Source organism: Microbacterium sp. RD1 (assembly GCF_052220165.1).
Classification (GTDB): domain Bacteria; phylum Actinomycetota; class Actinomycetes; order Actinomycetales; family Microbacteriaceae; genus Microbacterium.
This window is the reverse complement of the sequence record NZ_JBQPOL010000001.1, coordinates 1,703,674-1,726,789: the sequence shown is the minus strand read 5'-3', so window position 1 is coordinate 1,726,789 and position 23,116 is coordinate 1,703,674. Positions and strand designations below refer to the sequence as shown.

The 23,116-nt window shown below is 70.1% G+C and carries 20 protein-coding genes; 18 read left to right on the top strand and 2 right to left on the bottom strand.

Annotated features, from left to right (window positions below; all coding sequences use genetic code 11):
* The first annotated feature begins 485 nt into the window (after positions 1 to 485).
* From ACTU3I_RS08385 to ACTU3I_RS08330, 12 genes are all read left to right on the top strand, one after another.
* A complete protein-coding gene (locus ACTU3I_RS08385) occupies positions 486 to 1,190 on the top strand; it encodes a FadR/GntR family transcriptional regulator (protein WP_442925205.1) in 705 nt (234 codons plus the stop codon).
* 64 nt (positions 1,191 to 1,254) lie between these two features.
* On the top strand, positions 1,255 to 2,739 hold the full coding sequence (locus ACTU3I_RS08380; RefSeq protein ID WP_442925204.1) for an aldehyde dehydrogenase: 1,485 nt from the start codon (positions 1,255 to 1,257) through the stop codon (positions 2,737 to 2,739).
* Between the two features lie 28 nt (positions 2,740 to 2,767).
* Positions 2,768 to 3,679 carry an NAD(P)-dependent oxidoreductase gene (locus tag ACTU3I_RS08375; RefSeq protein WP_442925203.1) on the top strand — a complete coding sequence of 304 codons (912 nt, stop codon included), beginning with the start codon at positions 2,768 to 2,770 and terminating at the stop codon, positions 3,677 to 3,679.
* On the top strand, positions 3,676 to 5,028 hold the full coding sequence (locus ACTU3I_RS08370) for a lyase family protein (RefSeq protein WP_442925202.1): 1,353 nt from the start codon (positions 3,676 to 3,678) through the stop codon (positions 5,026 to 5,028). The genes ACTU3I_RS08375 and ACTU3I_RS08370 overlap by 4 nt, the downstream gene beginning before the upstream one ends.
* Positions 5,025 to 6,362, top strand: coding sequence for an MmgE/PrpD family protein (locus ACTU3I_RS08365; protein WP_442925201.1), 1,338 nt, complete (start codon positions 5,025 to 5,027; stop codon positions 6,360 to 6,362). Before ACTU3I_RS08370 ends, ACTU3I_RS08365 begins: the two co-directional genes overlap by 4 nt.
* 46 nt (positions 6,363 to 6,408) lie before the next feature.
* A complete protein-coding gene (locus ACTU3I_RS08360; protein WP_442925200.1) occupies positions 6,409 to 7,827 on the top strand; it encodes an MFS transporter in 1,419 nt (472 codons plus the stop codon).
* Positions 7,828 to 7,873: 46 nt separating this feature from the next.
* Complete coding sequence (locus ACTU3I_RS08355; RefSeq protein WP_442925199.1) at positions 7,874 to 8,758, top strand: alpha/beta fold hydrolase; 885 nt, start codon at positions 7,874 to 7,876, stop codon at positions 8,756 to 8,758.
* Between the two features lie 168 nt (positions 8,759 to 8,926).
* On the top strand, positions 8,927 to 9,484 hold the full coding sequence (locus ACTU3I_RS08350) for a hypothetical protein (RefSeq protein ID WP_442925198.1): 558 nt from the start codon (positions 8,927 to 8,929) through the stop codon (positions 9,482 to 9,484).
* A 164-nt stretch (positions 9,485 to 9,648) separates the two neighbouring features.
* Positions 9,649 to 11,076 (top strand): DUF222 domain-containing protein, encoded by a 1,428-nt coding sequence (locus ACTU3I_RS08345; RefSeq protein WP_442925197.1) that lies wholly within the window; start codon positions 9,649 to 9,651, stop codon positions 11,074 to 11,076.
* Between the two features lie 108 nt (positions 11,077 to 11,184).
* The gene (locus ACTU3I_RS08340) at positions 11,185 to 11,652 is read left to right on the top strand and encodes a DUF2975 domain-containing protein (RefSeq protein WP_442925196.1); all 468 of its coding nucleotides are present in this window, start codon (positions 11,185 to 11,187) and stop codon (positions 11,650 to 11,652) included.
* A complete protein-coding gene (locus ACTU3I_RS08335; RefSeq protein WP_442925195.1) occupies positions 11,652 to 11,891 on the top strand; it encodes a helix-turn-helix domain-containing protein in 240 nt (79 codons plus the stop codon). The genes ACTU3I_RS08340 and ACTU3I_RS08335 overlap by 1 nt, the downstream gene beginning before the upstream one ends.
* Entirely contained in the window at positions 11,888 to 15,574 is a 3,687-nt protein-coding gene (locus ACTU3I_RS08330) for an SCO7613 C-terminal domain-containing membrane protein (protein ID WP_442925194.1), read from the top strand. Before ACTU3I_RS08335 ends, ACTU3I_RS08330 begins: the two co-directional genes overlap by 4 nt.
* A gap of 17 nt (positions 15,575 to 15,591) precedes the next feature.
* Here the strand turns inward: ACTU3I_RS08330 and ACTU3I_RS08325 are convergent, their stop codons facing one another.
* Positions 15,592 to 17,373 carry a sensor histidine kinase gene (locus ACTU3I_RS08325; RefSeq protein WP_442925193.1) on the bottom strand — a complete coding sequence of 594 codons (1,782 nt, stop codon included), beginning with the start codon at positions 17,371 to 17,373 and terminating at the stop codon, positions 15,592 to 15,594.
* 172 nt (positions 17,374 to 17,545) lie between these two features.
* Here ACTU3I_RS08325 and ACTU3I_RS08320 point away from each other — a divergent pair, with 172 nt between their 5' ends.
* The 6 genes from ACTU3I_RS08320 (at position 17,546) to ACTU3I_RS08295 (ending at position 22,149) form a co-directional block, all read left to right on the top strand.
* Positions 17,546 to 17,716, top strand: a complete 171-nt coding sequence (locus tag ACTU3I_RS08320) for a hypothetical protein (RefSeq protein ID WP_442925192.1) — start codon at positions 17,546 to 17,548, stop codon at positions 17,714 to 17,716.
* Positions 17,717 to 17,756: 40 nt separating this feature from the next.
* Entirely contained in the window at positions 17,757 to 18,551 is a 795-nt protein-coding gene (locus ACTU3I_RS08315) for an MOSC domain-containing protein (protein ID WP_442925191.1), read from the top strand.
* A 21-nt stretch (positions 18,552 to 18,572) separates the two neighbouring features.
* Positions 18,573 to 19,142, top strand: coding sequence for a hypothetical protein (locus ACTU3I_RS08310; protein WP_442925190.1), 570 nt, complete (start codon positions 18,573 to 18,575; stop codon positions 19,140 to 19,142).
* Positions 19,139 to 19,441 carry a hypothetical protein gene (locus ACTU3I_RS08305; protein WP_442925189.1) on the top strand — a complete coding sequence of 101 codons (303 nt, stop codon included), beginning with the start codon at positions 19,139 to 19,141 and terminating at the stop codon, positions 19,439 to 19,441. Before ACTU3I_RS08310 ends, ACTU3I_RS08305 begins: the two co-directional genes overlap by 4 nt.
* A 78-nt stretch (positions 19,442 to 19,519) precedes the next feature.
* Positions 19,520 to 20,485, top strand: a complete 966-nt coding sequence (locus ACTU3I_RS08300) for a TIGR03885 family FMN-dependent LLM class oxidoreductase (RefSeq protein ID WP_442925188.1) — start codon at positions 19,520 to 19,522, stop codon at positions 20,483 to 20,485.
* Positions 20,482 to 22,149: an alpha-amylase family protein gene (locus tag ACTU3I_RS08295; RefSeq protein WP_442925187.1), complete on the top strand. Its 1,668-nt coding sequence runs from the start codon at positions 20,482 to 20,484 to the stop codon at positions 22,147 to 22,149. Before ACTU3I_RS08300 ends, ACTU3I_RS08295 begins: the two co-directional genes overlap by 4 nt.
* Position 22,150: 1 nt before the next feature.
* On the opposite strand, the gene ACTU3I_RS08290 is transcribed toward ACTU3I_RS08295, so the two are convergent.
* On the bottom strand, positions 22,151 to 23,104 hold the full coding sequence (locus ACTU3I_RS08290) for an ornithine cyclodeaminase family protein (protein WP_442925186.1): 954 nt from the start codon (positions 23,102 to 23,104) through the stop codon (positions 22,151 to 22,153).
* Between the last annotated feature and the right edge of the window lie 12 nt (positions 23,105 to 23,116).

The window sequence follows — 23,116 nt, the reverse complement described above, 5'->3', positions numbered from 1 at the left end:
GTGCCGTTCTCGCCCTCAGGCCTGGTGCGTCGTGTTGATCCTGACCGCCGTGGCCGTTCCGACGCGACACTGGGGCACCCGCTCCTGCGGGCTTTCGGGGCAACAGTGGCGAGGCCGCATCCCACCGCAACAGGTCGAGATCCGCTGCGCCCGGCCCTGCCCGATCGGGGGACGGCGAACTAGGAGATCGCACGCGGATTCGGATGCTCCGGCCGACGATGTCCGAATCCGGCGCCCATTTCCGAGTCTGCTGCACGCCGCCATAGCCGCGAGAACGAGATCCACCTCGCCGAGAGGCGTCCCTGGCCCCGACGACGCCGTCTCTCCTGCACGCGCCGCCGCCGGCGGTGCGGGCCTGATCGTCAGCCTGATGCGGGGACAGATGAAGCTCACCGGAACGGGTATCGACTCAGATCGTCCTGGTGGTCCGTGACCCGTGGCATGCGTACATTGGTACTCAGGGGAACCCAATCGGGAGGATCAGAATGACGAGCGAGCCCGGAACGTTCGAGCCGCTGCAGCAGAAGCGCGTTCCCGCGCAGATCGCGGAGTCAATCGTCGCGGCCATCACCCGCGGCGACTATCCGACCGGGTCGCGACTGCCCGCCGAGCGCGAGCTGGCGTCGGTCCTGGGGGTGAGCCGGTCGAGCCTGCGTCAGGCGTTGGCCACGCTCGAGCTGGCCGGGATCGTCAGCGCCCAGCACGGCAGCGGCACCACGGTCGTCGCCAACGCCGACCAATTGGCGTCGTGGGGTCAGCAGATCCTCCCGCCGCAGATCCTCGAGGTACGGATGCTGATCGAGCCCGAACTCGCCGCCCTGGCAGCGTCGAAGCGCACACCCGAGACAGTCGCGGCACTCGAGCAGGCTCTGGAGCGACTGGAAGCCCAGGGAGACCAGGCCGGCCTGGACTACGACGACCACTTCTTCCACCTCGCCATTGCCGACGCAGCTCAGAACCCCATCCTCGCCAACGCACTGCGGGAAACCCTCCGCTATACGAACGGACCGATGTGGCGGCAGCTCAAGCGAGGCGCACTGGAATCTCACGCCTCCGTGCGTGGACATCTGGAGGAGGCCCGGGCACTCGTGGAGGCCGTCCGCGACGGCCGCACCCGAGACGCCGCCGACATCTGGCGCGATCACCTCGTGATCTACCGGCGGGAGATGCTGAACGGACAGGGTCGATAAATTGGTTTGCTCATAAATCCACTTGAGTGGTATGTTCTTCGAGCCAGTCAACTTGGAGGACAACGTGAGTCTCACCCGCCATCGGCTCTTCATCGACGGAGAATGGATCGAACCGGCTGAAGCGTCGTTCTTCCCCAGCGAGAACCCGGTCACCGGCGAGCCCTGGTACGAGGCGGCCCGGGCGACCGCCCCCGACGTCGATGCGGCGATCACCGCGGCGCATACCGCCTTCACGCGGGGCCCGTGGTCGAGAACCACCCCCACCGAGCGCGGCCAGATGCTCTCCCGCCTCGCCGATGTCGTCGCATCCCACGCCGATGAGCTCGCCGAGATCGAGGCGCGCGACAATGGCAAGCTGCTGCGCGAGATGAAGGCGCAGCTGCGGTCGCTCCCCGACTATTTCCGCTTCTACGCGGGCCTGGCCGACAAGGTGCGCGGTGACCTCATCCAGGGCGTCGCACGCGACGCCCTCAACTACACCCTCCGCGAACCCCTCGGCGTCGTCGTGGCGATCACCGCGTGGAACTCCCCGCTGTATCTCGCGGCGATGAAGCTGGCGCCGGCTCTCGCGATGGGCAACACCGTGGTCCTCAAGCCGAGCGAGTACACGAGTGCCGCCAGCCTGCTGCTCGCGTCCTACTTCACCGAGGCCGGCTTCCCCGCGGGCGTCGTCAACGCGATCAGCGGCCACGGGCGCGAGATCGGCGACCTCCTCGTCGACGACCCCCGGGTGGCGAAGGTCGCGTTCACGGGCAGCACTCCGGTCGGCCGGCGGATCGCGGGCCGGGCAGGCGAACGACTGGCGAAGGTCAGCCTGGAGCTCGGCGGGAAGTCGCCGAGCATCGTCTTCCCGGACGCGAACTTCGACAACGTCGCCACCGGCGTGGTGGCCGGTGTTTTCGCCGCCGCGGGCCAGATGTGCACCTCGGGTTCACGCCTGTTCGTCCACTCATCCGTGCACGACGAGATCGTCGCGCGCATCGTGGAACGGGCACGGGCCATCACGATCGGCGATCCTCTGGAGTCGGAGACGGAGCTCGGCCCGCTCGTCAACGGGGCGCAGCACGCCCACGTGACCCGCTGCATCGCGCAGGGGGTCGAGGAGGGCGCCGTCGTCGCCTTCGGCGGCACCCGGCCGGACGGGTTCGATCGCGGGTGGTACTTGGAGCCAACGGTGCTGACCGGCGTGACCAACGACATGTCGGTGGCGCGCACCGAGATCTTCGGACCGGTGCTGAGCGTCATCCCCTTCGAGACCGAGGAGGAGGTTCTCGAGATGGCCAACGACAGCGAGTTCGGGCTGGCCGCGGGCATCTGGACATCTGACCTCTCTCGCGCACATCGGATGGCAGCCGCGCTGGACGCCGGGATCGTCTGGGTGAACACCTACCGCAACGAGTCCGCCCTGTCCCCCTTCGGCGGTTTCAAACAGAGCGGAATCGGCAAGGAGAACGGGATCGAGGCGATCCTCGAGTACAGCCGGCTGAAGAGCGTCTGGGTCAACTACGACGACGGCGACCTGGCCGACCCGTTCTCCTACCCCGGCTGAGATCCCCCTACGCAACGGAGCAACACCAATGACCACAGAGCGCATCGGATTCATCGGACTCGGCAACATGGGCGCGCCCATCGCCATGAACCTCCTGAGAGACGGCCGCGACGTCAGCGTCTTCGACATCTCACGAGACGCGGCCGCGCCGCACCTTGCCGCGGGCGCGCGGTGGGCTGACTCCCCCGCGTCCGCTGCCGCGGACGCCGATCTCTTGATCACGATGCTGCCCGGTCCACGTCAGGTCGAGGATGTGCTGCTGCGCCACGGCGCTGCCGCCGCGCTCCGCCCGGGCGCGGTGTGGGTGGACATGTCGACGTCGTCACCCGAGACCGCGCAACTCGTCGCCGAGACGGCGCTGGACTCCCGCGGTGTGCACCGCCTCGACGCCCCCGTCAGCGGCATGGTCCGCGGCGCCACGGAGGGGACACTGCAGATCTTCGTCGGCGGCGACGGCGAGATCGTGGAGCGGGTCCGGCCGGTGTTCAATGTTCTGGGCCGCCCCGAGACGGTGTTCCACATGGGCCCCCACGGCGCGGGATATGTCACGAAGATCGTCGGCAATCAGTTGTGGTTCTCCCATCTCGTCGCCACCGCAGAAGTCCTCACGCTCGGCGCGAAGGCAGGCGTCGACGTCGAGCTGCTGCGTAAGACGATCGCCGCGTCCCCCTCGAACAGCACGCTCATCGAGAAGGACATCGTCTGCGTGTACGAGGGCGACTACGACGAGTCCTTCGCGGTGTCGCTCGCGGCGAAGGACTCGGGGCTCGCGGTCAGTCTCGGGCGCGAGCTCGGCGTCTCCGTCGAGCTGTCGGCTCTGGTGGAGCAGATCTACCGCCGAGCAGCGCTCACGTACGGCCCCCGTGCCGGAGAGATGAGCCCCGTGAAGCTGTACGAAGATCTCGCCGGTATCAAGCTGCGGCCAGGACACGCCTCATGAGCTCCCCCGCCACGCTCCCTCACAGCACCGACCCGCCCGCCGGAACGCGGGTGGAGCGGGATGCGATCGGCTCTGTCGAGATCCCCGCCGACGCCCTGTACGGGGTCCACACGGTGCGCGCCCTGCGCGCCTACCCGCTCGCGGGACCTCGCCTCGGCGACTTCACCGAGCTTCTCCGGGCCTACGCCGCGGTGAAGATCGCGTGCGCGCGCGCGAACGCATCGTACGGACTTCTCGAGGAGGAGGTCGCGGACGCGATCCGGGTCGCCGGCGAAGAAGTCCGCGCCGGCCGTTGGAACGAGGAGTTCCCCTCCCCGGTGCTCCAGGGCGGGGGCGGGGTGTCGACCAACATGAACATCAATGAAGTGCTGGCGAACCGGGCATCCGAACTGCTCGGGGACGCGCGCGGACAGTACGCGCGTGTGCATCCGAACGACCACGTGAACCGCTCGCAGTCGACCAACGACACCTACCCCACGGCGGTCGCCATCTCCACGATGGTGCTCGTCGAGCGCCTCATCGCCGCGCTGCAGGAGGTCACCGGCGTTCTCGAGACGAAAGCGAGCGAGTACGAGGGCACGCAGCGACTGGGTCGCACCTGTCTTCGGGATGCCCTGCCGGTGGACGTCGCCGACACCCACCGCGGTCAGGCATCTGCGGTCCGCCGCGCGATGCGACGACTGGATGCAGCGGCCCTCGCCTTGCAGAGCGTCCCTCTCGGGGCGACCGCCGTCGGAACCGGAGCCGGTGCGCCGGACCGCTTCGGCGAGGTCGCCGTCGTTCTCCTGGCCGAGGTCGTCGATCGGCCGCTGCGCCCGTCGGAGGACTACTTCGACGCGCTCGCCCACCTCGATGCGATGTCCGACATCGGTCATGCGGTCGCCGAGGCGGCGGCGACGCTGGCTCGTATCGCCGGCGACCTGCGGTTGCTGTCGTCCGGACCCCGCGGAGGCTTCAACGAGGTGCAGCTCCCCGCCGTCTCGGCGGGATCGTCGATCATGCCGGGCAAGACCAACCCGGCCATCCCGGAGCTCGTCATGCAGGTCGCGATGGAGATGTCGGGCGTCGATCACGTCGTCGAGGCAGCCGTGCGCGCCGGCGAGCTGGAGCTGAACGTCATGGAGCCGGTCATCCTCGCGCAGCTGCATCCGGGCATCGTGAAACTCACCCAGACGGCAACGGTGTTCGCGCGGGAGTGCCTGGCCGGGCTGGCATGGAATACCGACGTGCTCGGGGAGCACCTGTCCGGGTCACTCCTGGAGCAGGTGCAACGCTCGGAACGGGTCGGGTACGCGACGGTGGCGTACGGCGCCGACGCGGCACTCGATCAGACGGCCGGTCGACGGTGACAGGCCTCACTGCAGCGGTCGCACACTTCGCCGTCACCGCCACGATCACCGACGACCGGGAAGCCCTCGCCGAGCGGGTCGCCGCACTGGTCGCGGACACGGTCGGCGTCGCGATCGCAGGGTCACGGCTCCCGGCCTTCCGTATTCTCGTCGACGCGCTGCATCCGCTGCCCGCGGGACCCTGTCAGGTGTACGGGAGCGGCATCCGGACCGACATGCAGACCGCGGCCCTCCTGAACGGCTTCGCCGCGCACGTCCTCGACTACGACGACGTCTCCGAACGCGCGTACACGCATCCGAGCGCAACGCTCGTTCCGGTGATCGCCGCCGCCGGCGACGCTCGCGACCTCACGCAGGGCGCGGTGATCGAGGCGTACGCGGTGGCGTACCAGGTTGAGCACGCCCTTGCCGCGACGCTCCCCATTCGCAGCGCCTACGCCCGCGGATGGCATGCCTCCGGCCTCATCGGTCCCCTCACGGCCGCCGTGGCGGCCTCCCGCCTACTCGGCCTCAGCGAGGAGCAGACCTCCGCGGCATTGGGACTGGCCACGGCTCGCGCGGGCGGCTCGCTGGCCAACTTCGGCGCCATGGCGAAACCCCTCACCGTTGCGCAGAGCGCGTCGGACGGTCTCTCGTCGGCGGTGCTGGCGCGCCGCGGCGTCACCGCGGGCGACGATCCGCTCGGAGGCGCCGGAGGCCTGCTCGACATGTTCGGCCGAAGGGCCGACGCCGCGCAGGTCGCCGCCGGCCTCGAGCTCCCCTGGGCGCTTCGCACGCACGGGCCGGACCTCAAGCCGTACCCCGCCTGCTCGGCAGCGCGGTGCGCGATCGATGCTGCCCGACGTCTCCGGATCGACCCCGGAATGATCGAGTCGGTCTCCGTCGTCGTCGAGCCCGGCGGCCTGGATGCCCTCGTCCACCCCGATCCGCAGACGCCCGACCAAGCACGGTTCAGCCTTCCCGCGCTCGTCTCGCTCGCACTGGTCGACCACGACGTGACGGTGGAATCGTTCTCCCCCGAGGCACTCGCCCGGCCCCTCGTGCAGCGTCTCGCCGCACGGGTGACGGCCGACACCAGCGCAACGCCGCCTACCGGCGTTCGCGACTGGCATGACGCGTACGCGGTCGTGACAGCGACCACCACAGACGGCCGGACCATCCGTGAGCGCGCAGACGCCCCGCGCGGCGCACTGTGGCCCTGGCCTGACATCCGGCGAAAGTTCGACCTCTGCGCCGGCCCCGATCCCGATGCCGCGGCGTGGTGGGAATCTGCTCGCTCACTCGGCGAGCCCACGCGCTGGAACGAACGATTCCGGCTGCATCCCCGGCCCTGACCATCCCCTCTCACCCCATCAGTCATCGACGACGAAGGAGTCACCCATGTCCGCTTCCTCCTCTTCCGCTCCTCGCGGCGCGACCCCGCGCTCCCCTCACCTGGCGCTCGATCGCCGGCAGGTACGCCGCGCGATCACCGCAGCCGCCCTCGGAAACACCGTGGAGTGGTACGACGCCGCGGTCTACCTCTACATCGCCGGTGTTCTCGGCCACGTGTTCTTCGCGGGCCAGCCGGAGCCGGTGCAGCTCATCAGTTCTTTCGCCCTGTTCGCCGTGGCCTACCTCGTCCGGCCGCTCGGCGGCATCATCCTCGGGCCCCTCGCCGACCGGGTGGGTCGTCAGCGCGTGCTGTCACTGACGATCCTGATGATGGGGGCGGCCACCCTCGCGATCGGGCTGATTCCGTCCCCGGAGACGATCGGCGCCTGGGCCGTCATCCTGCTGCTCCTCTGCCGGCTGGTGCAAGGCTTCTCCACCGGCGGCGAGTACGGCGGCGCGACGACCTTCATCGCCGAATACGCGCCCGACAACCGTCGCGGCTTCTACGGCGCCTGGCTCGAGGTGGGGACCCTCGGCGGATTCACCCTCGGCGCCGGCGTGGTGACCTCTCTCCTGCTGTTCCTCGGTCCGGAGGCCACCGAGGAGTGGGGCTGGCGCATCCCGTTCCTCATCGCCGGCCCGCTCTCCCTCATCGGCTTCTACCTTCGCAAGCGTCTGGAAGAGACCCCGGCGTTCGTGGAAGCGGAGAAGCGCGAGGAAACCCTGTCGGGCACGACAGCCGCCATCCAGATTCAGCAGACGGTCGGCAAGCAGTGGAGGCAGCTGCTCAAGTGCGCCGGTCTGGTGATCGTCTTCAACGTCGGTTACTACCTCGTGCTGACCTATCTCCCCGTGTACCTCAACGTCGAGGTGGGTCTCGACGAGTCCACCGGCCTCCTGCTCACCCTCGTGATCATGGTCGGAATGCTGCTGGCCAACCCCTGGGTCGGACTCCTGTCGGACCACATCGGCCGGAAGCCCATCCTGACGGCCGGATGCGTGGCGTTCATCACCCTGTCCGTTCCCGCCTTCCTGATGATGCAGGCCGGGGGGATCCTCACCGTGCTCGGAGTGGTTCTCCTCAGCCTGATCTTCACGTGCTTCACCGGCGTGATCCCCTCCACGCTCCCGGCCCTGTTCCCGACGACCGTCCGCAACGGCGCCCTCGGCATCTCGTACAACCTGTCGGTCTCGCTGTTCGGGGGGACCACTCCGCTCATCGTCACGGCGCTCATCGCGGCGACGGGGAACAACCTCATGCCGGCGTACTGGATGATGTTCGCCGCCGTCGTCGGCATCGTCGCGCTGTGGCGCATCACCGAGAGCGCGGGACGACCCCTCCCCGGCTCACCCGCGATGCGCACGACCGACGAGACGGCGGGCGACCCGGCGCCCGACACCGCCCCCGCTGCGAGCCAGCGCTGATCTCATCGAGTCGAAGCACTCTCGCCCCTCCACCGAAGGAACCATCATGAGCCTGTCTGAGCGAAATCCCCTCCTGGATGCCAACGCGATCGTCGGCGGCTACCGCGTCGCGCACGGCGTGCAGGGGGCCGGGGAGCCGGTCGTCCTGGTCCACGGCACCCCCTCGTCGTCCTACATCTGGCGGAACGTCGTGCCCGACCTGGTGCGCGCCGGCTATCAGACCCACGTGTTCGACCTGCTGGGCTACGGACTGTCCGAACGTCCGTGGGACCCGAACGCCGACACATCGATCACCGGCAACGTGACGATTCTCGAGGGACTCCTGGATGTCTGGCGTCTGGACACCTTCCACCTCGTCGCACACGACATCGGCGGCGGCGTCGCCCAGCGCTATGCGGTCGACAACACCGAGCGGCTGCGCAGCCTCACGATGATCGACGTGGTCAGCTTCGACAGCTATCCCTCCGCGCGCACCAGGCAGCAGATGGCCGTCGGTCTCGAGATCCTCGCGAAGAGGTCGGACGAGGAGCACCGCGCGCACTTCACGGAGTGGCTGCTCTCCACGCACAGCGACCCGGCGGGCTTCGACCCGGCCGCGCTCGATGAGTACATCGGCTACATCAGCGGCCCGATCGGCCAACCGAGCCTCTTCCAGCACCAGATCACTCACTACGACCCGAAACACACTCTGGAGGTCGGCGACCGGCTGAACGAGCTGGTGGACACCCCCGTCCAGCTGATCTGGGGAGCCGATGACGCGTGGCAGGTCGTGGATTGGGCGCACCGGCTGAATCGAGCCATCCCCGGCAGCGAACTGCACATCATCGACGAGTGCGGCCACTTCGCCCCGGAGGAACGCCCGCATGAGGTGGCGAGCCTGATCACGGATTTTCTCGGGCGATCCGCCTACGCACCGACGCCCGCGCGATGAGGCTCGTGCGAGCCGGTCGGGCTTGCCCGCGGCGCCGGCCGCACATCGATCCGCATCGCTCGCCTCGATCGCGCGGAACGCGGTCGAGCCATCCAGCCGTCTGCGTATGAACAGCACCGTCCGTCGGGCCTGCGTGAGACGGTGACCCGCCGCCTCTAGGGTGTGGCTATGCGACACCCTGCCCTAGCAATCGGGACGATGCTCCTCCTGCTGGCGCCCCTCGTCGGCTGCACGACCGCCGCCGGCGAGGGCGCTCCGACCTCGAGCTCGACAGCGACCGATTCGGGGAGCGAAGAGGCCGCCGCGCTGGAGCAGGCTCAGGCGTGGCTGGATGCGGCGACGCTCCCGCCAGGAGCGGTCCGCTCGTCCGTGGCCACGGGCAGTTTCACCTCGTATCAAGGGTGGCCGTGCGGGCCGACCGCACGCCTGGAGGCGTTCTGGACCGTCCCGGATCTCACCGTTGCCGAAGCGGCCAATTGGCTGATGGCGAACCCGACCGCCGATCTCGTCTCGACCGGAGTGGGACCCGTGCCGGACGTCGCGGACATCGGTGAGGTGAACGTCGGCTACATACCGTCGGACGACTCGCAACAGGGAATCGTCTACACCGTCGCGAAGCGGGATGACGGAGTCGCCGTGCGTGCGCAGATCGCGGCCCTCACCGAGTCCGCCGTCTGCCCGTCGCTGCCGCCCGGCACCTCGCTCGGGAAACCGGGGCAAGGATGAACCCGGAGGCGTGCCCGCTCATCCGCCACCCGCACGACGAGCGCGTCGAGAGCGAGGGCCCTGATCGCGAGACCCGCACGGGCCGGGAAAAACTTCTCCGAATCTGCTGCTGATCTGGGCCGAATCGGGGTCTGAATGTCGGTGGCCCTCGTCAGAATGGGGGCATGGCAGACAGCCGGCACACCCCTCTCGCGGACGACATCCGCGCCGGTCTGCACCGCCTGATCGAGGGCTTCGACCTTGCGCTCGCCAGCGATGACGCGCTCCTCGCCCACACCGGCGAGCTGGAAGAGCTCGGACGTCTCGTCGATGCAGCGCGAGTACGTGCCGCGGGTGAGATCGCCGACCGCAGCCGCTCGACCGTCGCCGCCGACGGACTGGCGCATCGACTCGGATGCCGCAACGCGAGCGAACTGCTCGAACGTGTCACGCGCGTCTCGGCCGCCACCGCGAGCCTGCGGATTCGGACCGCTCAACCTCTGCGCCCGCGTCAGGGACTCACCGGCGAGGAGCTTCCGGCCGCGTTCCCCGAGGTCTCTCGTGCACTGGCCTCCGGGGCGTTGGGAGTGGATGCGGCATCCGCCATCGTCGCCGCTCTCGCTCCCATCGCCGCGCGCGGCGCCGCCGAACCCGGCGCTCTCGCTGCGGCAGAGACAGAACTGGTCGCGGCAGCGACCGGCGCCGCGGATACCGCGGCTGCGACGGCGGACGATGTGACGATCATGGCGCGAACCTGGGCGCTGTTCCTCGATCCCGACGGCACCCTCGGCGACGAGCATCAAGCTCTCCGACACCGCTTCTTCACCCTCGGACGCCTGCGCGACGGAGTCATCCCTGTGCGTGGCGGACTCCTCCCCGAGATCGCTTCTCAGCTCGAAACCCTCCTGGACGCGGTCGAGAACCCGCGCACCCGTGCACCTCGCTTCCGGCCCGACGGCGCCGATCCCGACCGCGATGACGACCTGATCGAGCGCCGTACCCCGGCTCAGCGCCGCCACGACGCCCTCGCCAGCATCCTCACGATCGCCGCCGGCGTCGAGACCGCGCCGGTGCAGGGCGGGGCGCCGCCGACCCTCATCGTCACCGTCGCCGCCGAAGAGCTCAGCAAGCCGGACGGGGTCGCGTTCCTCCCCGCTCGCCACCCCGACCAGACCGACGCCACCCCCGCCGCCGCCGCGCGGCGCGTCGGATGCGCGGGTCAGATCCAACGGGTCGTGCTCGACGGTCTCGGTCGCGTCATCGACCTCGGCTCTCCGCAGCGCATCTTCACCGCGCACCAGCGCCGGGCAATCGGCATCCGAGACGGCGAATGCGTCATCGCCGGATGCCACGTCCCGGCCGCGTGGTGCGAGATCCACCACGTGGCACCTGCCGCTGCCGGCGGCCCCACCCACATCGACAACGGCGTCCTCTTGTGCTGGTTCCATCACCGCACGATCGATACCGGCGGGTGGGAGATCCGGATGATCCGAGGAGTGCCGTGGGTCAAAGCTCCCCGCTGGATCGACCACACCCGACGATGGCGCCCCGCGAGCGGTTCGCCGGTTCGGCGGCTGCAGGCTCTCGCCGGCGCCCCACCACCGCGGGACTGAGGAACACCCGGCTGGGAGTTTCCCGTGCGCTCCCTCGCCAACTCCTCGCGCCCCCTATTGTTTCTCGATGTAGGAACCTCGAGAAACGATAGGTATCGCATGTCAAACGTGACGACCACCGTCCTGAAGTCCCTGATCGCGGTGCTGCTGGCGCTGCTGCTGTTCTGCCAGGTCGTCGTCGTCCCGCAGGTCGCCGCGCAATCGGCCGTGCGATACGCCGAGATCGCCTACCTGGAGCTGCCCGGGATCCTCGTCGGCATCACCTTCCTCCTCTGCACGCAGGTCGTCCTGCTCTGCGTCTGGCGGCTGCTGTCGCTCGTCCGCGCCGACAGTATCTTCAGCGAGAGCGCGTACCCCGCCGTCGACATCAGCCTGGCGGCGGTGGGAGTGGCAACCCTTCTCGTGCTCGTCGCCCTCGTGACCTTCCTCACCACCGGCTTCTCCACACCCTCCATCACCCTGCTGTGCCTCCTCGGCGTCGTGGTGGGGCTCGGTCTCACGCTGCTGATCGTCGTGTTGCGGGGACTGCTGCGTAAAGCGTCGCAGCTCGAGCACGACCTGTCCGAGGTGGTGTGATGCCGATCGTCATCACGCTCGACGTGATGCTGGCCAAGCGCAAGATGTCGGTGCAGGACTTCGCCGCCGCCATCGACATCAGCCCCGCGAACGTGTCGGTCCTCAAGAACGGCCGCGCCAAGGCCGTGCGCTTCACGACGCTGGACGCGATCTGCCGCGTGCTGCAGTGCCAGCCGGGAGACATCCTCGAGTGGGTGCCAGACTCACCGCGAGTCCCGGATGCGGGGAAGCCGGCGTGAGCGCGCCTCACAGCGCGACGTCGTCCATGCCGTCGTGGAGCCGCGTTGCGATCGACGCGCTCCGCGACGCCACCCTCTGCCCGGTGTGCGCATCCGCGACGGTGGACGACGCGCGCTGCCGCACCTGCGGTGCGGATTTCCGCACGGTCGGCAGTCAGCTGTGGAACGCGTCGCTCACCGCCGCCGAAGCCCTGGAGGCGCGCCAGCGTCTGCTGGAATCCGTCCCGCGCCCCGACGCCGCATCCGCGCCCGCCGCATCCGCGCCGGCCCCCGCGGTCCCGCCGGTCGCGACATCTCCGGCACCCGCACCCGCATCGGCGCCGATGAGCCCGACTCCGCCGGCGGGGTCGAACACGACGGTGCAATCGGTGCTGGCGACCGCGGGAGCGGGCCTGTTCGGCGTCGCCGCGATCGTGTTCGCGTTCTTCAGCCCCGACTTGACCGATCGCGTGGCGCGGACGTCGATCCTCCTCGGGATCGCGATCGTCTTCGTGCTCGCCGCGATCGCCCTGTCGCGGCGGCGGCTGCAGTTCTCGGCCGAGGCTGTCGGCGGGCTCGGACTCGTTTTCCTCGCGCTCGGCTCGATCACCCTGACGGGCGTTCTCGGCGAGGCCGACCCGTGGGTCGTCGGTGGGATCGCCACACTCGTGACCGGCGGCTCGATGGCGGCTCTCGGCATCCGCGTGCGGATGCGCGTGTGGCTGTGGACCTCACTGCTCGCCCTGGCCGTCGTCCCCTTCCTCCTCGGTCTCGCCGGCGGCACCCTCGGCGTCGTCGCCGGGTCGCTGTGCAGCGCAGGCGCCGCCTTCGCGATCATCGCCGCCGTGCCCCGTATCGCTGCGCGCTTCTCGAGCCGGCTGGCGGCGGAGCTGGTCACGCTGTCCGTGGCGCAGGCCGTGTTCCTCGTCGTGGCGTTGACGAATGCCCTGTGGCTGCCCCTCGCCTGGCCGAACGCGATCGCTGCGGCGCTGTGCGTCGTGCTGTTCGCCATCGCGGCTCTCGGTGTGGCGTCCATGATGCACCCCGGCGGCGCATTCTGGAGCTTCGTCGTCGGAGGTGCCGGTGTGGCCACCGCGACGCTGATCCCCCTCGCCGTCGCCGGGCACGTTCCCGGTCAGTGGCCGGTGGCCGCCGTCCCCGCGGCAGCCGCGCTCGGTGTCGTCGTGGTCGCAGCGGTTCTCCCGCTGCCGGCCGCCGTGCACCGGGCATTGCTCCGTGGCGGCGCGCTGATAACGGCCGCGATCGCGGTGACACCTCTCCTCGGGCTGACCCTGCTCTCGGGCGGGCTGTCGGTGTGGGTCACGCTCACGGGCCGTTGGCTCATCCCCACCGCGCTCGAGATCACCTGCACCATCGGCCTCACCGCCGTCGCTCTCGCGCTGGGCGCGCTCGCGGCGGTCGACACCCGAGGATCGGCGGCGGGGATCGCGCGGCACTGGGCCCTGGCCCTCGCCGAGTGGTTCGCCGTGCTCGCCGCACTGACCCTCGCGACCGTCCCGGCGATGGCACTTCTCGGCCGCCTCGCTCTCGCAATCGCGCTGGCCGCGGCGACGGCAGTCGCCTTCGTCACCCTGCCGACGCTCCGTCGCGCACCCCTGCGGATGCGGTTGCCGCTGATCGCGGGTGCGCACGCGCTCGTCGCCCTATCCGCGCTGCTGTCATGGGCCACGTCGGCGGCGACCGTCGTCGCCGGCATCGCCATCGTGGGGGTGCTGCTGCTGTTGACTCGCACACTCCCTGCGCGTGTGAGATTCGTCCACGTCGGCGCCGCCTACGCCTACGGCCTGTTCGTCTTCGCCACCGCGCTGAGCGTCGCGGGCATGGACGGCATCGCGCTTGTCTGCCTCACCACGGCGCTCGGCGGCGCGGGCGCGATCACGGCGACCTTCACCCCGTCAGTGACGCCGCGAGCGTGGTACGCCATCCTCGCGGTGACGTCGGTGCCGTTCGGCATCGGGGTGGTACAGGTCGTGTTCGAGCGCAGCGGCTGGACCGCCCTGTCCACCGGCGTCATCTTCCTCCTCGCTCTGGCACTGACGGGAACGCGACGCACGGGGCTGAGCGTCGGCATCCGCACCGCCGCGGCGGGGATCCTCGTCCCGTCGCTCGCGGTCGTCGTCGTATGCCTCGGCGCGCAGCTGCTCGCCACGAGCGGCTCACCGGTCGTGCTGCCGATCATCGCCGCCCTCGGAGCACTGGCTCTGCCCTCGCGCCGCCTTGTCCAGACGGCACTGAACCGCCGTATCGGCGGAAGGGATGCGGCGACGGCGACTCTCGCGATCGAGGCGTCGACACTCCTCACCGTCGCGATCGTCGTGCTCCTCGCCCTTGTCCGCGAAGCCGCCGGGCTCGGGACGACCCTGACGGTGCTCGTGATCCTCGCCGCCGGGTTCGGCCTCACCGCGCGGATCGCCGGGCGCACGTACGGGTGGTGGCTGTGCGGCGCCGCGCTCACGGGGGCGCTCTGGTGCGCCTGGGGCCTGGCCGGCGTCGTCCTCGTCGAGCCGTACCTTCTGCCCCCGGCCCTCGGGGCGGCCCTGATCGCCGCGGTGCTGACGGTCCGCGGCTCCCCCGCGCCGGCCCTCTACCTCGCCGGGCTCTCCATGGCGATCGCTCCCCTCCTCGTGCTTCTCGCCGTCACCGGCACCGACCGCGCGGTGCCCTGGCGCGCGTACGGACTGATCCTGTCGGCGTGGGGACTGCTCGCCATCGCGTGGTGGATGAGACGCGCGCCAGGTCGTCTGCGGCGCCTCCGGATGCTTCGCACGCCCACGCTCGCCGCGGCGATGCTCGCCGGTCTCGCCGGCGCGGTGCAGGGCCTGCGCTGGGGCCTCGCCGCCGACCCGGCGCCGGCGGTGACGTCGCTCCTGCTCGTGTGCCTGGCGACGAGTGCGGCGGGAGCGCTGCCGTCGGCGCTCGCGGCGCGAAGCATCCGTGCCTCAGCTCAGGAGAACTCGCGCGCGGCCGCGAGCCGGTGGCTGCTCGCCCCGGCTCTGCTATCGGTCGCGGCGGGGACGTGGACGGCGATCGAGCGCGACTGGTTCACGATCTGGGCGATGTGGGCGCTCATGCTCGCGTATGTGTGCCTCCTGGGAATCACCGCGGTGCGCGCCCTCCGGCGCCCGACCGGGCTTCCGCCGGTGTGGTTCCTCTTCGCGATCGCCTTCGTCACCGCCGTGGTGGCGTGGAGCCCCCGCGACCTGCGCGTGGAGTGGTTCTCGCTGCCGCTCGGATTCGGCCTGCTCTCCGCCGGCGCGCTGGCCCTCAGCGCGAGACCCCCGGACGCTCCGCATCCGCGCACCCTCGACTCGTGGCCGGCGCGGTGGCACGGTTCCTGGGCACTCCTGGCACCGGGGATGCTGGTTCTCTTCGGCGCCTCGGTCGCGTCGACGTACACCGACCCGCTCACGTGGCGCGCCATCCTCGTGATCGTGCTGGCCCTCGGCGCGATCGTGGTCGGAGCGACCCGCCGACTGGCCGCGCCGTTCCTTCTCGGGATCATCGTGCTGCCGGTCGAGAACGTGCTGGCCTTCCTGGTGCAGATCGGCCGCGGCATCGCAGCGATGCCGTGGTGGATCACGCTCTCGGTGGTCGGAGCGGTGCTCCTCGTGGTGGCCGTCAGCTACGAACGCCGCGCAGGCGAGAATGCCGGCATCGTGGCGCGTCTGCGAGACCTGCGCTGAACCTGCTTCCCGCGGCGTCAGGAGCTTTCGGAGTGTTCGGGAAGCGAGATGCGGACGGTCGTTCCTTTGCCGAGAACCGAGGAAACCGAGATCTCGCCCCCGTGCGCCTGCACGATCTCGCGCACGATGGCCAGCCCGAGGCCCGTCCCCTGTACGGCCTGGTCCTGGGCATTGGTGGCACGGAAGAAGCGCCCGAACAATTGCGGGATCTCGTCTGCCGGAATCCCCATGCCGGTGTCGGTGATGTCGATGACCACCGCCGGGCGTCCGGTCGAACCCGCAGCCGGAGCCGCCCCCACGCGGACGAATCCTTCCGGCGGGGTGAACTTCACGGCGTTCTCGACCACGTTCGTGACGGCGCGTTCCAGCTGAGACTCGTCACCCTCGACGAGCATCTCGCCGGAACCTGCGGCAATCCGAAGGCTCACCCGCCGGGAGTGCACGAAGGGTTCCAGTGACTCCGCCACCCGCCGCAGCATCCGTCCGATGTCGATCGGTGCCATCGTGGGCGCCGCGCCGCCGGATTCGAGCCCCGCGAGGACCAGCATGTTGCCGGCCAGATCTTGGAGCCGACGCGCATTGCGCTCGACGACTCGAAGCATGTCTTTCCGCTCCGCGGGGAGGCTCGAGTCGTCGTCCAGCAGCAGGTCGAGGTAGCCCAGGATGGAGGTCAGCGGGGTCCGCATCTCATGGCTCATCGTGTCGATCATGTCGCTCTTGGACTTGTCGAGCCTCTTGAGCTGCCCGACGAGCTGCTCCTGGGCATCGAGCAGGCGGGTGAGGGTCGCCTGCCGGAGCAGGACCGACACCGCCGCGAGCGCGACGGTGGCGGCCGCGAGCACCAGAGCCACGGGCGGCAGCGGCGTCTGCGTCGCGATGAGCAGTACCGCGAGACCCGCGAGAACGGCGAGCGCCGGCACCGGCAGGATCCGCGTGAGCGCGGGGGCCGGGCGGGGTTCGGGTTCACCGCCGGTCACCCCGTCCACCCAGATCGCAGAGAAAGCCACGCCCGCCGTCCAGGCTGCGTCGAGCGGCGTGCCGGAGGTGTACGCCCCCGCGTGACTGAGGAGGGCATAGGCGATGTCCGCACCCGTGAACAGGAGGAACCCCAAGACGAGGAACTGCCACCGAGGGCCCAGTCGCAACGCCGGCGAGGCGGAGACACCCACGACAGCGGTGATCAGGAGCAGGTCGAAGAGCGGGTAGAGGGCCGCGATGGCACCGTTGAGAGGCGACGCATCGGCTGTCGCGTCGGTGAAGACGGGGGCGAGGATGACAGCCAGGACGGCTGCCGCCCCGAGGGATGCCACGCCGCCGTCGAAGAGCACCGGCCTCATCGAGTGGCGCGACTGATGCCGGACGAGCACGAGAAGAGCAGCCATGGTCAGCGGGTAGTAGAGGAGGTATCCGACATCGGCAAGCGACGGCGACGGCAGGTTCCCGGAGGAATCCATCGCCAGCGCGTAGAACGTGTCGCCCGCGGCGTTACAGGTGATCCCCGCGGCAGCGAGGATCACCTCCCAGCGGGCGAAACGCGTCCGCACGGCGACGAGCCAGAAGACCCCGACCGGCACCCACTGAGCGATGATCGACAGCCAGATGTTGACCAGTGTGCTCGCCGGGTCCCCCGGCAGCAGGAGCGCGCCGAGATAGATCGCGTTGACAGCGATGGTGAGAAGGAGAAGAGCCCGGATCGCGCGGTTCAGTCCTGCGCCTCGTGTCGATGGGTGCTGGCCGAGGCTGGGTCCGACGGCACCGACTGCCGCCGCCTCTCCACCCGCCTCGACGGCACCGGTCACATCTCCCCCGCACCACGTCGCCCCGGCTCTGGAGCGTGCGTCTCAGGTCACATCGTAGATGAGCCGCCACGATGAACGCCCCGGTCACGCGCCCGGCGGCTTCACTTCCCGAACCGCGTTGCGAAGCTCGGTGAGTCGGAGGCCCTCGAGGTCGTATTCCGAGGGCACATTCGTGCGTCCATTCACTCACTCGCCGGTGGGTCATCTCGAGCCGACCGGCGGCCGGGTGCAGTGGGATCTGATCAATATCTTCCGTTTCGACGATGCGGGCCGGATGGTCGAGGAGATCGTCCGCGACGACAAGCACAGCATCCTGCGCCAGCTCGGCGGCGCGCACAGCTGACCTGACCGCAGCGGCGGGGACGCGCTGAGAGGATGGACGCGTGCCGTCCGTTGCCGCGCTCTACCGCTACCCCGCGAAGGGGTTCACCCCCGAACCACGAGACGACCTGCTGATCGAACCCGACGGGCGGGTGCAGGGCGACCGCGTGCTCGCCTTTCGATTCGCCACGGCGGCCACTCCGCAGCAGCGCGACGGGCTGGATTATTGGCCGAAGGACGAGGGTCTCGCCCTGATGCAATTCCCCTCGCTGGCCCGGTTACGGCTGCAGTACGACTCCGGGACGAGGCGGGTGCGCATCCGGGACGGCGAGCGTGTGCTCGCCGACGCGGATCTCAGCGCGGATGGACGGCGAGTGCTGGAAGACGCCGTCACCGCATTCCTCGCCGGCTCCCCTGACGCCGCCCGCATCGCCCGCGACGGCATCCTCCCGCTCCGCCTCGTCGGCGACGGGGTGACCTCACGGTTTCAGGACCGCCCCCGCGGATACGTCTCCCTCCACGGCACCGCGTCGGTCGCGGCGGTGGATGGCGCCGTCGAAGCGCCGGTCGACGACCGCCGCTTCCGCTCCAACATCGTCGTCTCCGGCACGGCGCCGTGGGAGGAGCTCGCCTGGACCGGCCGCATCCGGATCGGCGAAGTGGCGTTCGAGGTGCAGAACCCGATCGGACGATGCGCGGCCATTCTGGCCAACCCCGACACGGGTGAGCGGGACGCGCGGCTGCTCCGCACCCTCACGGCGCACTTCGATCAGGCCGCGCCCACCTTCGGCGTCCTCCTGCTCCCCGCCGACGGGCCCGGCCGCATCCGGGTCGGCGATACGGTGTCGGTCGGCTGACACCACGACGAAGGGAGTCCCATGCGATCGATCGCTGACTACACCGAGCGCATTCTCGATGACAGGCAGCTACCGCCCGGAGTCCTGATCGCCAACGCCCACCGGCGCGCCGCGGAGCGCGGGTCCACCCGCCCGGGCGCCGATGCCACGGTGACCCGGGTGGTCGACGATCTCATCGCCACCGGCGATTTCGACGAGCTCCTCGTAGGCGCCGTCGACCCCGCCGCGTGGGCGGTGCGCGAGGCTTTGCGGGATCGAGCCACGCAACGACTGAGCGAGCTGGCCGTACACCCCGGTGGCGAGACCTCCGCACTCATCGCCGATCACCTGGCGCTCGAGATCGACGCCCGCTATCCCGCTCTCAGCGACGACTTCCAGCGCGTTCTGGAGCGCTTCGAGCGAGATTGGGGCTACCGCCGGTCGTATGCGACCGACCTCGCGCTCCCCGGGTGCGCGCGCGATCGTCGGCCGTCTGGGCGCTCCAGCGGGAGCCCGGGTGGCCCGCAGCCCGCGTCAACGGCGGAGCGCCCTCCACGCTCGGCACCCGTGCCGACAGCCGCTCGCACCGCCTCCCCGACCACATCTCGGTGATCCGGTATCAGCGGTTCCCTGTCGTAGAGCTGAGCATCTGGCCACAGGACGACGGCCCCGACGCCGTGTGGATGCAGGTGGGGCTCGCCATGCAGGACGGCGTCCGCCTGATCCCGTTCGACACCTCCCAGGCCGGCCCCGATGTCCTGGATGCGGAGCTGCTCGCACCGCTGGCGGAGGTGGCTGCCGCAGCGTACGCGTGGCACGACGTGCTGGCCGCGCGTCACCGCTCGGTGTACACGGCGCGGTACCAGCGCGACGGTCTGCCTGCGCCGGCGTGGCGCGCTCTCCCTGGGTGAGCGCCTCACCGGATACCGCACTCCCGCCCGAAGGGCAACGCGTTTCTCGCGGCATCACGATCGCGAAGACTCGAAGGCATGGTCTTCCTCGGATTCCACGCCTCCCATGAACAGATCCCCCCGAGCAGGCTCCTCGACGACGTCGTGCAGGCCGAGTCGGCCGGCTTCGACGGCGCGATGTGCTCCGACCATCTCGCGCCGTGGGGCGTCCGGCAGGGCGAGTCGGGTTTCGCGCTGAGCTGGCTGGGCGCGGCCCTGGCGCGAACGGACTTCTCCATCGGATTCGTCAACGCGCCGGGGCAGCGCTACCACCCCGCGATCGTCGCGCAGGCGTACGCCACCCTGGAGGAGATGTTCCCCGGGCGCTTCTGGGCCGCACTCGGCAGCGGCGAGGCGATGAACGAGCACGTCACGGGTGACCCCTGGCCGCCGAAGCACGAACGCAACGAGCGCCTCGCCGAGAGCGTCGACGTCATCCGGCGGCTGCTCCGCGGCGAGGCGGTCGATCACGACGGCCACGTGCGGGTCCACGAGGCGCGGCTGTGGACCCTCCCCGATCAGCCGCCGCCGCTGTACGCAACCGCGGTCAGCGCCGAGACCGCCGGGTGGGCGGCGTCGTGGGCAGACGGGCTGGCCACCGTCCTCCAGGCCCCGGAAGCACTCCGCGACGTCGTCGGCGCGTACCGATCGGCCGACGGCGCCGGGCCCCTGATCCTGCAGGTGCATCTGAGCTGGGCCGAGACGGATGCAGAGGCGGTGGCGATCGCTCGCGACCAGTGGCGCAACGGCGCGATGTCCGGGGCGTCGCCGTGGGACATCGAGCAGCCCGAGCACTTCGACGCCCTGGCGGGCGAGCCCGACGACGATGCCCTCCGCAAGGCGTTGCTGATCTCCGCCGATCTCGACGAGCTCGCCGAGCGCATCGCCGAGCACGCGCGGCTCGGTTTCGACCGCGTGTATCTGCACCACGTCTCGAAGGACCAGGCGCCGTTCCTGCGCGTGGCTCGAGAGACCCTCCTGCCGCGACTGCGGGAGCTGCTGTGAGGATCACCGACACCAGCGACCTGTGGTGGAAGTCCGCCGTCGTCTACTGCCTCGACGTCGAGACGTTCCTCGACTCCGACGGGGACGGTATGGGCGATCTGCAGGGCCTCGCGTCCCGCATCGACTATCTCGCGCAGCTCGGGGTGACATGCCTGTGGCTCATGCCGTTCTATCCGACCCCCGACCGCGACGACGGATACGACATCACCGACTTCTACGGCGTCGACTCGCGCCTGGGAACGCACGGCGACCTGGTGGAGGTGATCCGCACCGCCCGCGACCGCGGCATGCGGGTGATCGCCGACCTCGTCGTGAACCACACGTCGGATCGGCATCCGTGGTTCCAGGCGGCCAAGCGGAGCACCTCGTCGCCGTACCGGGACTTCTACGTCTGGCGGAGCGACCCGCCCCCGAAGGGCCAGCAGAACCCGGTGTTCCCCGGCGACGCGGGCGGCCTGTGGACGAAGGACGACAGGTCGGGGCAGTGGTACCAGCACAGCTTCTATCCGCATCAGCCCGACCTCAACATCGCCAACCCCGCGGTGCGGGACGAGATCGCGAAGACCATCGGCTTCTGGCTGCAGCTCGGGATCACGGGATTCCGCGTCGATGCGGTGCCGTTCCTCCTGGAGATCCCCGAGGGTGCGCAGATGGCCGATCCGCACGACATGCTCCGCGACATCCGCCGATTCCTGCAGCGCCGCTCGAGCGAAGCAGTGCTCCTCGGGGAGGTGAACCTCCCCTACGACCAGCAGCTCGCGTTCTTCGGCGTCGGCAACGACGGCCAGGAGCTCACGATGCAGTTCGATTTCGCGGGGATGCAGGCGTTCTACCTCTCGCTCGTGCGACACGACCCCGCGCCGCTCGCGGCGGCGCTGCGCGCCCGGCCCGAGCTCCCCGTCGAAGCCCAATGGGCGAACTTCCTCCGCAACCACGATGAGCTCACTCTCGACCAGCTGACCGAAGACGAACGGCAGGAGGTCTTCGAGACGCTGGCCCCCGATGAGCGCCAGCGCGTGTACGGCCGCGGCATCACCAAGCGGATCCCCACGATGCTCGAGGGAGACCCGCGACGCATCCGGATGGCGTACAGCCTGCTGTTCACCCTGCCGGGAACACCCGTGCTGTTCTACGGCGAAGAGATCGGAATGGGCGAGAACGCCGAGCTCGACAAGCGCATGGCGGTGCGCACGCCGATGCAGTGGTCGCCCGAGCGCAACGGCGGTTTCTCGACCGCACCGCCCTCGCGGCTGGTCGCCCCTCCCCCGGGAGACGGATACGCGCCGACGCACGTGAACGTCGCCGACCAGATCGAAGACCGCGATTCCCTGCTGCACTTCTTCCGCGACCTGATCTCGCGGTATCGCATCTCGCCCGAGCTCGGATGGGGCCGGTTCGAGCTGCTCGAACACGATGAGCCCGCGCTTCTCATCCATTCGCTGCGCGCCGACGTCGGCCGGATGGTCGCCGTGCACAACTTCGCCGGCACGCCCGCGATCGCCTCGTTCGCTCTCGCCGACGAGGGCGAAGGGGTCGCGCTCGTCGACCTGTTGAACTCCGATCGCCTCGAGCTGGGGCGGCGCGGTGACGTGGAGTTCGAGGTGCCCGCCTACGGCTACCGCTGGCTGAGGGTGTCGCGCCCGGGGGACGGACGCGTCACCTGAGTCACCCGCGCAGCGCCTTGCCGGCATCGTAGGCGGCGCGGGCGAGAACCAGGTCCTGCCAGCCCTGCCCCACCGACTTGAACACCGCCGGACCGCGGCGCCGGTCGGCGCGCGCGGGGTGTGCGCGATCGCGGACGACCTCGCCGATCGTGACGAGATGTTCGGCGCGCAGCGCGCCCTCCGCGATCGCCATCACGACGTCGCCCGCCTCGCGGAGCGCGGTGCCGGCGTCTTCGACGACCACCGCCGCACGCGCCAGGAGCGCCGCGTCCAGCTCGCGGGCGTCAGGATGGTGCGACCCGACCGCGGTCACGACCGCGTGCTCGGGGATGAGAGTGCCGTCCAGGACGGGGACGACCGAGGAGGTGGCAGCGGCGATGAGGTCGGCTCCCGCGACGTCACTGGCTTCCCCGGCGTCCGCGGCGATCCCCTGCGCAGCCAAACGCCGCACCAGCGCATCGGCGCTCTCGCGGCGGCGGGAGACGATGCGGATGCTGTCGATCGGTCTCACCGCGCGGAACGCGTGCACGGCGCCCTCGGCCTGCGGGCCGGATCCGAACACCACAAGGCGGTGCGCGTCGGCGGGGGCGAGCGCATCGACGGCGACGGCCGCGAGCGCGGGTGTCCGCAGGGTCGTGAGCGCGGTGCCGTCGAGGAGGGCGCGCGGGGTGAGGGTCTCCGCATCCATCAGGAGGTAGATCCCCTGGATCCGCGGACGGGAGAGGCCGGCGTTGTGCGGCGCGACGGAGAGGAGCTTCGCCCCGGTCGTCTTCCCGTGCTCGGCGGGCATGAAGAGCAGCTCACCTCGGCGCACCGGTGCCGCGGTGCGCGCCGGCTGGGCGGCGGGGTCCAGGCCGGCCAGGAGGGCGGCGCGCAGCGCATCCACGGCGGCGCGCCACGGCACCGCGGCGAAGACCTGCTCCTCGTCGAGAAGCACCAGATCCGCGAGGCTCATCCTCCGCTCTCC